Raw genomic sequence first — 14398 nt, forward strand, 5'->3', positions numbered from 1 at the left:
CGGCCGTAGCTGCGTTGACCGCGCAGTACGCCGCGATGCGCGAAGGTGCGCCAGTGCGGCTCGCTAAGAAGACGTCGAACCTCTTCCGCTTCCGGGCCGACCAGGCCGGCGGGCTGGACGTCGGCAGGTTCGACCAGGTCCTGTCCGTGGACCCGGTCGGACGCACCGCACAGGTGCAGGGCATGACCACCTACGAGAACCTCGTCGCCGCGACACTGCGCCACGGCCTGATGCCGCTGGTCGTGCCGCAGCTCAAGACCATCACGATCGGCGGGGCGGTAGCGGGCCTCGGCATCGAGTCCACGTCCTTCCGCAACGGCCTGCCGCACGAGTCCGTGCGCGAGCTGGAGATCCTCACCGGCGACGGCGAGGTCGTGATCGCCAAACCGGACGACGACCTGTTCCGCGCGTTCCCCAACTCCTACGGGACCCTGGGCTACGCGCTGCGGCTGGAGATCGAACTGGAGCCGGTGCGCCAGTACGTGAGACTGCGGCACGTGCCGTTCGGCTCGTTCGCCGAGTGCGCCGCGGTCATCGAGGAGGTCTGCTCGGACGGTTCGGCGGACTTCGTCGACGGCACGGTCTTCTCCCGCGGCGAGATGTACCTGACGTTGGGCCACTACGCCGACATCGCGCCGTACACGTCCGATTACACAGGCAACCAGATCTACTACCGGTCCATCCAGAAGCGCCGCACGGACCACCTGACGATCCGCGACTACCTGTGGCGCTGGGACACCGACTGGTTCTGGTGCTCACGGGCGTTCGGCGCGCAGAACCCGGTCGTGCGCCGCCTGTGGCCGAAGCGCTACCTGCGTTCGGACGTGTATCGCCGGTTGGTGGCCCGATATCGCCGCTTCAAGCCGCCGACGACCGTCGAGCCGGTGATCCAGGACGTGGAGATTCCTGTTTCGGCGCTGGCTGAGTTCCTCGACTTCTTCGACCGCGAGATCGGCATCTCGCCGGTGTGGCTGTGCCCGGTTCGCTTGCGCGACACCACGGGCTGGCCTTTGTACCCGATGAACCCGGACGTGCTGTACGTCAACGTCGGGTTCTGGTCGGAGGTCCCGGTGCGGCCGGGAGAACGGATGGGTGACCGCAACCGGCTGATCGAGCGCGAGGTGGCGCGGCTGGGCGGCCACAAGTCGCTGTACTCGGACTCCTACTACACCGAGGACGAGTTCTGGCGGCACTACAACGGTTCGCACTACCGGTCCGTGAAGTCCCGGTACGACCAGACGAACCGACTGCCTGATCTGTACGCCAAGTGTGTCAGGGGACGATGAATGCGGTTGGCCTCCATTTTTCAGCGCATCACGGGTGGCAGCGACGTTCGCTTCCAGGCCTACGACGGCAGTACCGCAGGCCCTTCGTCGGCCGCGGTGTCGATCGACATCAGAACGCCGGAAGCCTTGTCCTACCTGGCTTCCGCGCCAGGTGAGCTCGGCCTTGCCCGCGCTTACGTGACAGGGCACCTGGAGATCCTCGGCGACGTGCACGCCGGCCTCTCCCGGCTCTCCGAGTTCTCCCTGCGAGAGCTCCCGTGGTTGCAACGGGTGGAGCTGCTGCGCTTCCTGGGCAAAATCCGGTTGTCGCACAAGGTGCCCGCACCGCCGCAGGAGGCCCGCCTGCGCGGCCTGCGGCACTCCAAGGCCCGCGACCAGCAGGCCATCGCGCACCACTACGACGTCTCGAACCAGTTCTACGAGTGGATCCTCGGCCCGTCGATGGCCTACACCTGCGCGGTGTACCCGTCGCTCGAGTCCACGTTGGAGGAAGCCCAGTTCGAGAAGCACGACCTCGTGGCTCGCAAGCTGGGGCTGAAGTCCGGCATGAGGCTCCTGGACGTCGGCTGCGGCTGGGGCGGCATGGTCATGCACGCGGCCCGCGAGTACGGAGTGCGTGCGATCGGTGTCACGTTGTCGCGCAACCAGGCCGAGTGGGCGCAGAAGGCGATCGTCGAGGCCGGGTTGTCGGATCTGGCCGAGGTGCGCCACCTCGACTACCGCGACGTGCGGGAGACAGGCTTCGACGCGGTCTCGTCGATCGGCCTGACCGAGCACATCGGCAAGGCGAAGCTGCCAGGGTACTTCGCTTCCCTGTACGGGAAGCTGAAGCCGGGCGGACGGCTGCTGAACCACTGCATCACCCGGCCGAACAACAAGGAGCGCTCGCTGTCCGGGCCGTTCATCAACCGGTACGTGTTCCCTGACGGTGAGCTGGTCGGGCCTGGGTACATCGTGTCCCAGATGCACGACACGGGGTTCGAGGTACGGCACGAGGAGAACATCCGAGAGCACTACGCGCTGACGTTGGCCGCCTGGAGCCGCAACCTCGACGCGCACTGGGAAGAGGCGGTCGAGGAGGTCGGGGAGGCTCGGGCTCGGGTGTGGCGGTTGTACCTGGCCGCTTCTCGGCTCGGGTTCGAGCGCAACAACATCCAGCTGCACCAGGTGCTCGGGGTGAAGCTGGACGGCACGAAGTCGCACATGCCGTTGAGGCCGACCTGGCTGTCCTGACGGGTGGCGGGCGGCCCTGGCCGTCCGCCACGCATCAGTGCCACGGCCTGGCTCCGAATCTGATTCCTCGATCGGGGCGATCGGTGCCAAATTGGCACCATGAAGCGGATGAACCTGAGAGATGTGCCGGACGAGGTTTTCGCGGCGCTGGCCGACGGTGCCGCGGCGAACCGCTAGTCGTTGAACGCGTTCGTGGTGGAGAGGCTGAGCGAGATTGCCCAGGTGCTGAGCATCAGCGATTACCTGGCGACCTACGAGCCGCCCAGCGGAACTGGGGTCACGTTGGAGGACGCGACAGCCGCCGTGCGCGAGGTGCGGGACGCTTCATGAGCCTTGCGGTGCCGTCGGCGCTCGCCGAGCAACTTCGCGTTAGCTCAGCTGGTCCGCGATCTGCTTGGCCTGGTTCGACGGGATCGCGAACCCGATCCCCACGCTCCCTGCCTCACCGCTGCTCGACGCCGGCGAGTAGATCGCCGAGTTGATCCCGATCAGCTCACCGGCCGCGTTCACCAGCGCACCACCGGAGTTGCCGGGGTTGATCGACGCGTCGGTCTGGATCGCCTGGTAGGAAACGGGCTGCGAGCGCCGCGTCTCGCCGGGCACGGTCACCTTGCGGTCCAGCGCCGAGACGATGCCGGTGGTCACGGTGCCCTGGAGGCCGGACGGCGAACCGATGGCCATCACGGCGTCACCGATCTTCACCTGGTCCGAGTTCGCCCACTTGATCGGCGTCAGGCCGGACACCCCGGATGCCTGCAACACCGCCAGGTCCGACGTGGGATCCGTGGAGACGACGGTGGCCGGCACCTCGCGGCCGTCGTTGAACTTGACGGTGACCTGGCCGCCGGACGAGGCGACGACGTGGTTGTTGGTGAGGATCTTGCCGTCCGCCGAGAGGATCACGCCGGAGCCGAGGCCGTTGCCGACGTTGACCTGCACCACCGAGGGAAGCACCTTCGAGGCGGTGATGGTCCAATCCACAGTGGACTGGTTGGAGACCGTCTGCGCCGTCACGGAAGTACCCGAGGACGTGCCGTCGGGCGAGGCGATCACCGCGCCGGTGACACCCCCGAACAACCCGGCGATGAGTGTCGCCGCGGTCAGCATGGGGGCCGTGCGGCGCCAGAACTTCGGCGCCGGGGCAACGGCGGGCTGCGGTTCCACCAGTGACCCGCTCATCGCGGGGAAGCTCTGCTCGGTCATGACTCCACGATGGACCGCCATCATGTGAGCAACCTGTGCGAAAGGCCAAAGAAACCCTGATAAGAATTACGTGAGAAGCAGCGTTGAGACCTCTGAGGCCGACAGCGGCGGCCCGAAGTGCGGTCCCTGCCCGCCCGTCACACCGAGCGCGGCCAGACGTGAAGCCTCGGCACCGGTCCGCACGTCCTCGGCGTACAGCGGCAGCCGCAGGATCGATGCCCACTCCAGCAGAGCAACCGAAGCGCTCTCGTCCACCCGGTTCGCTCCGTCGTCCAAGCCGTGCACGACGGTGCCGGTGAACTTCACGCCGCTCAGCGGCACCATGCGTATCCGGTCGACGCCGACGTAGCCGCCGTTCATCTGGTCCAGCACGAGCCCGACGCCGCGCTCGGCGAGGATCGTCAGCTCGTCCAGCTGCTCGTCGTTCAGCAACGCCGGCAGGTGCTGGTGCACTTCGAAGTGCAGCAGGGACGCCGGCAGTCCGGTGCGGTCCAGCACGCGGGACACCTCGGCGACGAGCTCGGGTTCCTGGCACAGCCGCAGCGGCAGGTCGATCGTCAACACCGGCATGCGGTCTCCCAGCGCCTCGTACCACTGGCCAGCCTGCATGCACGCGTCCGACAGCGCCCAGTGCACGAGCCGGACGATCATGCCGTTGTCGGAGGACTGGTCGAGGAACGCATCCGGGCACAGCACCCCGTGTACCGGGTGGTCCCAGACGATCTTCGCTTCGAGAGCGAGCACCGAACCGTCTGCGAACGAACGAACAGGCTCGTAGTCGACGCGGAACTGGCCCTCCTCCAGCGCGCCGGGGATGGACGCCGCGAGCGCGTATCTCTCCTTGTCGCGCAGATCGCGTTCCCTGTCGTACAACGCCCACTGCGCCTTGCCGTCGCGCTTGGCCCAGCCGACCGTGACGTCCGCCGCGCGCAACAGGTCCACCGCGTCACCGCCGCGAGCCGCACGCGCGACGATGCCGACGCTGGTCGTGACGCCGACGCCGTTCGAGCCGATCCAGATCGGCTCCTCGAGCTGCTTGGTGAACTCCTCGACCAGAGCGATCACGCTGCGCACGTCGCGCGGATCCTTGATCAGGACGCCGAACTCGTCCTCGCCGATGCGCGCGACCTTGCCGACGTCCTCGGAGAACACCGCTCGCAGGTGTGTCGCGACGTGCATCAGCACCCGGTTGCCGGCCTCGTGCCCGAACGCGTCGTTCACACCGCGGAACCCGTCGATGTCGACCTGCACGAGAGCGAGCGCCTCCGGCCCCTTCGTGCCGGCCGCGCCTTCGAGCCAGCCGAGGAACTGCGCCCGGTTGGGCAGTCCTGTCTGCATGTCGTTGAGGCTCTGCCGCACGAGTTGCGTCTGCAGCGCCCGCATCTCGTCCATGTCCTCGATCATCGTGACGAAGTACGGCAGTGAGCCCTCGTCCTCACGCACCAGCGAGATCGCCATGTGCGTCTGGATCGTCTCGCCGTCGCTGCGGATCATCCGCTTCTCGACCCTCATGTGGTCGAGGTCGGAGTTGATCAACAGCTGACCGATCTCCCGCAGCGCCTCGCGGTCGTCGGGGTGCGCCAGGTCGCGGCCGGTGATCTTGTACATGTCGTCGCGGCGGTAGTCGAGCATGGTCAGCAACGCCTCGTTGACGTCGATGATCTGATCTTCGAGGTTCACCACCACGATCGGGAACGCCGAGCTCTGGAAGATCGCCCGGAACTTGGCCTCGCTCGCCCTGACCGCGCTCTCGGCCCTGCGCATCGCGTTGATCGCGGCCGTGCGGCTGATCTCCTGCTGTTCGAGCGTGCGGTAGCGCAGCCCCTTCGCGTACCCGGCGGCGAGCGCGCCGAGCTGAGCCGGCGTGACCGGCGTGTGCTCACCGAGGTGCGTGAGCGTCAGTTCCAGCGTCGCCGGCGAGATGAAGTCGTTCTCGACCATGGACCACCCGACCTGCCGAGCCGCGCCCACGCCACCGCTGAGCAACTGCTCCACGTAACCGCCGAGCAGTTCCTCGAGCTTCTCGCGCGTGAAGTTGGCGAGGAGCGTGCTGGAGATCGCGGCCGCCCAGCGAACGGCGGGCTCTCGGCTGTCGACCATGTTCATTCGGCTCAGGTGGCCATTCGTGGGGACCGGGTGATCTGTTGATCGATCGTCGGACGCCAATCGATACGCCTGCGCAACCCACTTCCGCCAGATTCGGTCGAACGGGTGACAGCCCCGTGCGGTACCACCACCGGGTGTGGGTCCGGCGTACAAGCTTACTGATCACTGCTGACCTGTCCAACCGAACCCCGGTTCCCGGTCGGAAATCAGGGGTTCGCCCACGAATTCACTCGTTTGAACTAATGAATCACCTTGTCGAACGCGAGCGGACCTATTGTCAGTGGGTCTCCGTCCACGTCGAACAACGGCGTGTACCCGGTCGCCAGGTACAGCGCTTTCGCCTCCGGTTGACGCGGCCCGGTGGTCAGGTAGATCCGGCGGTACCCGAACGCCTTGGCCTCCTTCTCCAGCTCCTCCACGACCCGGCGCGCCAGCCCGCGCCGGCGATGGCGCGAGTGCGTCCAGATCCGCTTGAGCTCCGCGGTTTCGTCGTCGTGGCGCATGAACGCCCCGCCCGCGATCGCCTCGCCGGCCTCGACGAGCAGCAGGAACTGCCCGTGCGGAGGCTCGAACACGTCCGCGGGCCGCTGCATCTCCTGTGCGCCCAAAGGTCCGTAGCGTGTCGTGTATTCGGATGTCAGCTCAGCCACCAACGGCGCCGCGTCCGGATCCGACTGCCGAACGCGGCGCACTTCGAGGGTGGTCATGCGGCCTTGGCCCGGTCTCGCTTGGCAACTTCCTCTCGCACCAGCGGAATCACGTACCTGCCGAAGTCGATCGCGTCGTCGAGCAGGTCGTAACCGCGTGCCGACAGGATGTCCACGCCGAGGTCGTAGTAGTCCAGCAACGCCTGCGCGACGGTCTCCGGCGTGCCGACCAACGCGTTGGAGTTGCCCGCACCGCCTGTTGCTTTCGCGGTCGGCGTCCACAACGCACGATCAAAGCGCTCGCCGCGCTCCGCGACCGCCAGAAGTCGTTGCGAGCCGGTGTTCTCCGGATTCGTCAGCGAATGCCTGCGGCTCAACGGCCCGTTCGCTTTCCGCGCCTCGATCCGGTCCACCGTCCGGTGCGCCTTCTCCCAGGCCAGTTCCTCGGTCGGTGCGATGATCGGCCGGAACGCGACCTGGATCCTCGGCACGTCCGTCCTGCCCGCGTCCTTCGCCGCCTGCTTGACCGACTCGATCTGCTGGGCCGTTTCCGCGAGCGGTTCGCCCCAGAGGCAGAAGATGTCCGCTTCCGCGCCGCCCGCTTCGTAAGCCGCAGGGGAGGAACCGCCGAACGACACGTTCGGACGCGGTTGCTGCACGGGGAACACATCGCTCACGAAGTCCGCGAACCTGTAGTGCTCTCCGTCGTGGTCGAAGGCAGACCTGTTGATCCACGCCTTCTTGACGATCTGGATGTACTCGCGCGTGCGGCTGTAGCGCTGGTCCTTGGCGAGGTAGTCGCCCTCGCGCTGCTGCTCGTGATCCGTGCCGCCGGTGATGAAGTGCACGGTCAGCCGGCCGTCGCTGATCTGGTCGAGCGTGGCGAACGTCTTGGCGGCGAACGTCGGGTACGACACGTTCGGCCGGTGTGCCAACAGGATCTGCAGCTTGTCGAGCTTGCTGGCGAGGTACGCCGCCGCCGACGCGGGTTCCGGCGTTCCCGACCCGTACGCGAACAGCACCCGGTCCCACCCGTGGTCCTCGTGCGCCCGAGCGAGCCTGATCGTGTAGTCCTTGTCGAACGCTCCGCCCGACCGCGGAGTCGTCTCCGACCCGTTGTTCGTGGCGGCGATCCCGAGAAACTCAACTGGCATGGCCGATTCCCCAGAGTTGGTAGTGGTTCTTGGGTGCGTTGAGGGAGACGCCCTTCGAGTGCAGCACCGGCCACTCGCCTGTGCAACGGCGTCCACAGAGCGGGATTTGCTTGCACACGCGGGGTACTGTGGAGTTGTTCGCGTTGAGGGGCGTGGCTCGTTTCTCGTTGTCCTCCAACGGAAAGACGCGCATGCGCTCACTCGTCGTCATCGGCGGCGGCCCACGCGCCGCCGGCCTGCTGGAACGCATCGCCGCCCAGTCGCCCACGCTGCCCCTGGCCGTGCACATCGTCGACCCGTACCCGCCGGGCGCCGGCCGGGTGTGGCGGCACGCCCAGTCCCCGTTGCTGCGCATGAACTCCATGGCGGAGGACGTCACCGTCTTCACCGACGCGTCGTTCGACGGGCTTGGCCCGATTCGTCCGGGACCTTCCCTGGCGGAGTGGGGTGAGGTCGACCCGACCTCGTTCCCGTCGCGTCAGGTGCAGAGCAAGTACCTCGCTTGGTTCTTCGGCCACGTCGTGAAATCTCTGCCTCAGAACATCTCGGTGTCCGTGCACGAAGCCCAGGCGCTCAAGGTGGTGGGCGACCGGGTGTGGCTGGACAGCGGGGAGTCGCTGCGCGCCGACGTCCTCGTACTGGCTCTGGGCCATCTCGACGCCGAACCCGAACCCGAGCACCGCAAGCTCGCCGAACACGCCTCGGAACACGGCCTGGTGTACGTACCGCCGCTGTACTCGGCCGACGCGGATCTGTCCGCTGTCGCAGGTGATGTCGTGCTGCGCGGCTTCGGGCTCGCCTTCGTCGACCTCATGGTGTTGCTGACGGAGGGGCGAGGCGGCAGGTACGTCCGCTCCGGCCGGCTCGAGTACGTCCCTTCCGGTGCGGAGCCGACGCTCTACGTGGGCTCGCGGCGCGGCGTTCCCTACCACTCGAAGACCGGCTATCGGCTGCAGGGAACTCGCCCGTCACTGCCTCACTTCTTCGTCGCGGACGCCTTGCGCGGCCGCGATCTGGACTTCCGGGCCGACGTGTGGCCGTTGATGGCCAAGGAGATCGCCTGGGGTCACTACCACGAGCTCTTCACCGGCCATCCCGGTTTGGTGCGGATGTCCTTCGTGGAGTTCGCGACGGGTTTCGCCTCGTTGCCCTGGTACAGCGAGGAAATGCGCGCGCTGGAAGCCCTCGCGGTGCCTGATCCGGCCGACCGCATTGACTTCGAACGGCTGGACCGCCCGCTCACCGGCCTGACCTTCGCCTCGGGCGAGGACTTCCAGGAGTACTTGCGCTCGTACATCGAGGCCGACGTGACCCGCCGCTCCGATCCCCGGCACAGCGCCGACCTGGGCGCGTTTCTGGCCCTGCTGTCCGTGTACGGCCAGATGGCGCAGGTGATGCCGCACGACAGCTGGTGGCACGGCTACTTCAGCTACCTGGCCTCTGGCCCGCCGCCGGACCGGCTGGAGGAGCTCCTTGCGTTGTCCCGTGCGGGAATCGTGCGGTTCATCGGCGCCGACATGTGGGTGGAGGCGGTGGACGGCGGGTTCCTCGCGGGCAGCCCGACGACGCCGGACGTGGTGCGTGCCAACAGCCTGATCGAGGCTCGTCTGCCAACGCACGTGCTCTCACGCACCGCGGATCCGGTGCTGCAGTCGTTGCGCGCGCTCGGAGACGTCTCGGAGGACGACGCTGGGCTGGTGCGGGTGTCCGCAGAGGGGCGGCTGATCAACGATAGCGGCGAGGAGGACCCGACGCGGTTCGCCGTCGGGCCTTACACGACGGGGAAAGCGTATGCGGCGTTCGCGCGGCCGAACACGAACGCACCGGCGTTCCGCCAGAACGACGTCCTCGCGCGGGCGATCCTGCGCACGTTAGGCGACTGAGGTGTACCGCCCTTGGTGCCGCACCAGGGGCGCGGCGATGTCGGAGTGCGTGATGTCCAGCGGCTCACCGACCAGCGCCACGTGATCACCGACCGCGATCCGTCGCGAGGTCCGGCATCGCAACCGCGCCGGCGCGTCCAGCAGCCACGGCACACCGTCATCGTCGGGCTGCCACCGCGTGCCGGGACCGAACCGATCGATGCCTTTCGTCGCGAACAGGTCCGCCAGCCCGGTCTGTGCGGCGTCGAGCAGATGCACGGCGAACAGGGGAGCGGTTCGCAGCACCGGCCAGACCGAAGCACCTTCGCCGATCCACACGACCACGAGGGGTGGCTCGAACGAGGCCGAGGTGAAGGAGGAAACAGTTGTGCCGACTGGCCCGTCGGCCCCGGTGGCGGTGACGATGGTCACGGCCTGAGCGTGATGCCTCAACGCGTTGCGCAGCTGCTCCTTCATCGGACCAACGCCTTCAGCACATCGGAGTCGAGATCGAAGTCCGTGACGTGCGCAGGCAGCGAAGCCTCGTTGAGGAACAACGCCTGCGGCACCAACGCACCCAGTTCGGTCAGCACAGGCCGTAGATGCACCTCGACGGCCAGCGCGTGCTTGTCCGACGCGGCGATCTGGAGTGGCACGACGACCTTGCCCCGCAACCATCCCGACGGCGCCTGGTCCAGCACGGCCTTCAACAGTCCGGTGTACGCGGCCTTGTACGTCGGCGTCGCCACCACCAGCACATCGGCGTGGCTCAGTGCCTCCAACGCCGCCTTGATCGTGTCTGGTTCCGTGAAAACGGCCGGTGCCAGCGTCGCCGCATCCACCACCGGCCCGTCAACGGGCACGCCCAGCGTCGAGGCGAGCGCCTCGCGCAGAGCCAGGGCCGCCTGCAGAGCGCGCGAGGCGGGCCGCGGGTTGCCGGCCAGAACACCGATCTGCGTCATGCCTTCCAGCACAGCCGCAAGCAGGGGGACCGTCAACCCGCGTCCACCACGCGAGATCAGTGCGAGATCTCTTTCGCGACCCACGAGTTGATGGCATCGACCCTGGCGTAGATCGCCGGGTGGTCCGGCCGTGCGCAGCCGTTGCCCTTCGACACCAGGCCGATCAGCTTGCCTCCCGCGACGAACGGGCCGCCGGAGTCACCGTTGCAGGCGTCGATGCCGCCCTCCTGGTGGCCGGCGCACATCATCGACCGGCTCTCGTAGAAGTCGCTGCCCGCGCCGTCGTCGCCCCAGAACACGCGACAGGTCTCGTCCTCCAGAATTGGGATCGAGGCCTTCATCAGGTATCCGTTGGTGCTGCCGCCCTCCTTCACCGCGCCCCAGCCCATCACGGTGGCGGACTTGCCCGGTGCGTACAGGTGGCGATCGGCCGCGCCGGCCATCTTGATCGGCTTCTGCTTCAACGAGCGGTCGAGGGTCAGCACCGCGGAGTCGAAGGAGATGCCGTCGTACTTCGGGTTGATGGCGATCTTGGTGAGCTTCGCGACGACACCCTCGTCGGTGGTGTGCACGTTCTCCCGTCCTGCCACGACCACGCGCTTGTTGAGCGGGATCGGTTTCGGCCCCGTCACGCCCTCGTCCACACAGTGCGCGGCGGTGAGAATCTTGTTCGGTGCGACGACCACGCCGGTGCACCGGGGATCGCGCGTGTCGGCCGTGGGCGCCAGGTACACCGCGAACGGGTTGTCCTTAATGGACGCTCGCGTGCCACCCACCACCTGGGCGGACGGATCCGCTACCGCCGTGCCCGCCATCGTCACCAGGAGCAGGGCGGTGGCGATTCCACCTCGTAAAAGCATTCGCCGTTCCTTCCGCAGAGAACTTGTTCCGCGGCAAGGAACGGCGAACCTTTCGTCTCAGTTCGTTTGTGTAACTTAGGAGACCGCCTCGGCCGCCGAACGCCCTGCCACGCGTCCGGAGAACAGGCAGCCGCCGAGGAAGGTTCCTTCCAGCGCGCGGTATCCGTGCACGCCGCCACCACCGAACCCGGCGGCCTCACCGGCGGCGTAGAGCCCGGGCAACACCTCGCCGGAGGTGTCGAGCACGCGCGACGACAGGTCGGTGTGCAGGCCTCCCAACGTCTTCCGCGTGATCACCGACAACCGCACCGCGATCAGCGGACCGGCCTTCGGGTCCAGCAACCGGTGCGGCTCGACGACGCGGATCAGCTTGTCGGTCAGGAAGTGCCGCGCCGCGCGGATCGCGTTGACCTGCATGTCCTTGCTGAGGCCCGCGGTCACCTGGCGGTCGCGCTCGATGATCGTCTTCTCCAGCGCGGCGGCGTCGATCCTCGAGTCGCCCGTCAGCGCGTTCATGCCACGAACCAGGTCCGCGACCGTTCCGGCCTGGATGAACTCCTTGGACTTCTTGGCGAACGCCTCCACCGGCGCGACGGCACCAGGCAAAGCGCGCTTCAGCACGGCGCGCGTGTCCTTGCCCGTCAGGTCGGGGTTCTGCTCGGAGCCCGACAGCGCGAACTCCTTGCCGATGATCTTCTTGTTCAGCACGAACCACGAGTGCTCGTCGCCGCGAGCCGTGATGTGCTGCAACGACCCCAGCGCGTCGAAGCCGGGGAACAGCGGGATCGGCAGCCGGTTGCCGTCCGCGTCGAGCCACAGCGACGACGGGCCCGGCAGGATCCGGATGCCGTGCCGCGACCACACCGGCGCGTAGTTCGCGATGCCCTCGGGGTAGTGCCACATGCGGTCGGCGTTGATGATCGCGCCGCCGGCCTTCTGCGCGATCTCCATCATGTGCCCGTCCACGAAGTCCGGAACCCCGGCCAGCATGAACTTCGGCGGCGTGCCCATCCGCTCCGGCCAGTTCTTCCGCACCAGGTCGTGGTTGCCGCCGATGCCGCCGGACGTGATGATCACGGCCTGGGCCGACAGCGAGAAGTCGCCGACGACCGTGCGAGAGCTGGGTTCGGCCCTGTTGACCGAGGACGGCTCCAGCACCTCACCGGACACGCCGTCGCACACGCCGTTGGTGACGTTGATGCCGGTGACCCGATGCCGGAACTTCAGCGTCACGAGCCCCTTGGCCACGGCCTCGCGCACGCGCCGCTCGAACGGCGCGACCACGCCGGGCCCGGTGCCCCAGGTGACGTGGAAGCGCGGCACCGAGTTGCCGTGCCCGTCGGCGAGGTAGCCGCCGCGCTCGGCCCACTGCACGAACGGGAACCAGCGCACCCCCATGTTGTGCAGCCACGAGCGCTTCTCGCCGGAGGCGAAGTCCACATAGGCCTGGGCCCACAGCCGGGGCCAGTGGTCGCTCTCCCGGTCGAACGCCGCAGAGCCCATCCAGTCCTGCAGCGCCAGGTCGTGCGAGTCCTTGACCCGAAGCCTGCGCTGCTCGGGGGTGTCCACCATGAACAACCCGCCGAACGACCACCAGGCCTGCCCACCGAGCGTCGCTTCCGGCTCCTGGTCGAGGAGAATGACTTTGCGGCCCGCGTCCGCGAGCTCTGCGGTCGCGACGAGACCTGCGAGGCCTGCGCCGACGACGATGACATCCGCGTCATGTGCCATCGGGCGAGCATAGATCCACCGCTGGTCACGCACGAGACCTGAATCAAATTCACTTTCTGGGGAGACTCTCGATGACCTTCCGACCGGCCTCTGAAGTGGGGTTCAGCACCAAACCACCCGATTCGTGGCACCCGGATCGGTGACGAACGGAGAGTTCGGCCTGTTCGAGTGGCGGATGGAAGCCCGCCAGCCAGTGACACTCCTAGAAGCCGCCCGGCCGCACTTCCACAAGACCTTCTCCGAGTGGTTCTACGTGCTCGAAGGCGAGATCACGCTGTTCAACGGCGACGAGTGGATCAAGGGTGGCGAGGGCGACTTCCTCTACGTGCCGCCGAACCGGCCGCACGCGTTCCGCAACGACAGCGACGCTGCCGTCCGCATGCTGATCCTGTTCTCGCCCGGTATCGCCCGCGAGAACTTCTTCCTGGAGGTTGGCGCGGCCAAGGGGCTCGACCCCGAGGAACTGGCGGCCTTCTACGCGCGCCACGACCAGTACAACCTGTAAGCCAGTACCTGTAAGAGGGTGCCGCCGACCGCCACTACCGGTGAGGGGGGTTTCCGGTGTGCCGGTCGACGGCGGGTTGACCGCGGCGCGAGCGCACTAACGCCTGCGGAAGGACTTTTCCAGCCTGGGGGTGCCGGATGGTCCTGGCGCGGGCTCAAGCGCTGCGGCCAACCACATTGTTGAACGTACAACCGGGCCACTGTGTTCCGGTCGGCTTTCAGTGTGACCGGGCTCAATTCCTTCAGGTTGTCTTCAGGTTCGTCCGGGGTATGTCACCGGACGTGACGGACGAACTCCCGACGATCACGAGCCTCTCCGAGCTGGTGGACCTGCTCGGCGAGGACGTCTACGTGCGCTGGTCGAAGGGTCCGGAGGCGGACGCCGCCGAGACCTCGCGGGACTCGCTGACCGGGGTCGAGCTACCAGGCCTGTCCGCGAGCCGCTCGCGGTGGAACCGTGGTGGGGCGAGCGCTCTCACAGGCTGTGGGTGGCGCGCCGCCTCTACGACTACCGCCACCTGCGCGACCTGCGTGGCCCGGACGTCCGCGCGTGGGTGCTGAAGGGCGCCGAGGTGGGTCGTGGGCCGGACAACGAGCCCCTGGTCCGCTGTCTCGAACCGCTTGCCTGGGTGGCGGATGCCGCTCTGAGCGAGTGCGAGGAGCTGGTCCACGCCCAGCACTCCGACGAGTGGGGCCCGCTCGACCGCTCTAGCTCAGATCGTTGAGCTTGCGTTCAGCGGTCTTGCGCGCCTTCTCCGCGGCCGCCGTGACCCGCTTGGCGTCCTCCAGCCGTTCCGCTGCCCGATCGAACGCCCGCTGCGCCGCCAGCTGGTCGGCCTGGGCCTCGCCG

At 67.5% G+C, this 14398-nt stretch carries 13 protein-coding genes and 1 pseudogene; 6 read left to right on the forward strand and 8 right to left on the reverse strand.

The genetic code is table 11. The features are described 5' to 3' along the window. Positions 1–35: 35 nt before the first annotated feature. The 3 genes from FXN61_RS21265 (at position 36) to FXN61_RS21275 (ending at position 2849) form a co-directional block, all read left to right on the forward strand. Positions 36–1286 carry an FAD-binding oxidoreductase gene (locus tag FXN61_RS21265; RefSeq protein ID WP_167975822.1) on the forward strand — a complete coding sequence of 417 codons (1251 nt, stop codon included), beginning with the start codon at positions 36–38 and terminating at the stop codon, positions 1284–1286. Continuing rightward, complete coding sequence (locus tag FXN61_RS21270; protein WP_167975809.1) at positions 1287–2519, forward strand: class I SAM-dependent methyltransferase; 1233 nt, start codon at positions 1287–1289, stop codon at positions 2517–2519. A 180-nt stretch (positions 2520–2699) separates the two neighbouring features. Further along, complete coding sequence (locus FXN61_RS21275) at positions 2700–2849, forward strand: hypothetical protein (RefSeq protein WP_167975810.1); 150 nt, start codon at positions 2700–2702, stop codon at positions 2847–2849. Positions 2850–2888: 39 nt separating this feature from the next. Here the strand turns inward: FXN61_RS21275 and FXN61_RS21280 are convergent, their stop codons facing one another. From FXN61_RS21280 to FXN61_RS21295, 4 genes are all read right to left on the reverse strand, one after another. After that, complete coding sequence (locus FXN61_RS21280) at positions 2889–3722, reverse strand: S1C family serine protease (protein ID WP_167975811.1); 834 nt, start codon at positions 3720–3722, stop codon at positions 2889–2891. A 66-nt stretch (positions 3723–3788) separates the two neighbouring features. Beyond that, positions 3789–5822 (reverse strand): putative bifunctional diguanylate cyclase/phosphodiesterase, encoded by a 2034-nt coding sequence (locus FXN61_RS21285; RefSeq protein WP_223165536.1) that lies wholly within the window; start codon positions 5820–5822, stop codon positions 3789–3791. Positions 5823–6067: 245 nt separating this feature from the next. Further along, the gene (locus tag FXN61_RS21290) at positions 6068–6535 is read right to left on the reverse strand and encodes a GNAT family N-acetyltransferase (protein ID WP_167975813.1); all 468 of its coding nucleotides are present in this window, start codon (positions 6533–6535) and stop codon (positions 6068–6070) included. Continuing rightward, positions 6532–7629, reverse strand: a complete 1098-nt coding sequence (locus FXN61_RS21295; RefSeq protein ID WP_167975814.1) for an LLM class flavin-dependent oxidoreductase — start codon at positions 7627–7629, stop codon at positions 6532–6534. Before FXN61_RS21295 ends, FXN61_RS21290 begins: the two co-directional genes overlap by 4 nt. 191 nt (positions 7630–7820) lie before the next feature. On the opposite strand from FXN61_RS21295, the gene FXN61_RS21300 reads away from it, so the two are divergent. Further along, positions 7821–9512, forward strand: coding sequence for an FAD/NAD(P)-binding protein (locus FXN61_RS21300; RefSeq protein ID WP_167975815.1), 1692 nt, complete (start codon positions 7821–7823; stop codon positions 9510–9512). Here FXN61_RS21300 and FXN61_RS21305 read toward each other — a convergent pair. The 4 genes from FXN61_RS21305 to FXN61_RS21320 all read right to left on the reverse strand — a co-directional run bounded on the left by FXN61_RS21305 (position 9501) and on the right by FXN61_RS21320 (position 13044). Continuing rightward, entirely contained in the window at positions 9501–9968 is a 468-nt protein-coding gene (locus FXN61_RS21305) for a flavin reductase family protein (protein WP_167975816.1), read from the reverse strand. The genes FXN61_RS21300 and FXN61_RS21305 overlap by 12 nt on opposite strands. Further along, positions 9965–10453: an NADPH-dependent FMN reductase gene (locus FXN61_RS21310; protein WP_167975817.1), complete on the reverse strand. Its 489-nt coding sequence runs from the start codon at positions 10451–10453 to the stop codon at positions 9965–9967. The genes FXN61_RS21305 and FXN61_RS21310 overlap by 4 nt, the downstream gene beginning before the upstream one ends. A 56-nt stretch (positions 10454–10509) precedes the next feature. Beyond that, positions 10510–11313 carry a S1 family peptidase gene (locus FXN61_RS21315; RefSeq protein ID WP_167975818.1) on the reverse strand — a complete coding sequence of 268 codons (804 nt, stop codon included), beginning with the start codon at positions 11311–11313 and terminating at the stop codon, positions 10510–10512. A gap of 75 nt (positions 11314–11388) precedes the next feature. Next, on the reverse strand, positions 11389–13044 hold the full coding sequence (locus tag FXN61_RS21320; protein ID WP_167975819.1) for an FAD-binding dehydrogenase: 1656 nt from the start codon (positions 13042–13044) through the stop codon (positions 11389–11391). A gap of 124 nt (positions 13045–13168) precedes the next feature. On the opposite strand from FXN61_RS21320, the gene FXN61_RS21325 reads away from it, so the two are divergent. Both FXN61_RS21325 and FXN61_RS21330 read left to right on the forward strand, forming a co-directional pair. Then, complete coding sequence (locus FXN61_RS21325) at positions 13169–13549, forward strand: cupin domain-containing protein (RefSeq protein WP_167975820.1); 381 nt, start codon at positions 13169–13171, stop codon at positions 13547–13549. Between the two features lie 269 nt (positions 13550–13818). After that, positions 13819–14273: pseudogene (locus FXN61_RS21330) on the forward strand (DUF6098 family protein). Positions 14274–14398 lie beyond the last annotated feature (125 nt).

This window comes from Lentzea indica (assembly GCF_012184385.1).
GTDB lineage: Bacteria > Actinomycetota > Actinomycetes > Mycobacteriales > Pseudonocardiaceae > Lentzea > Lentzea indica.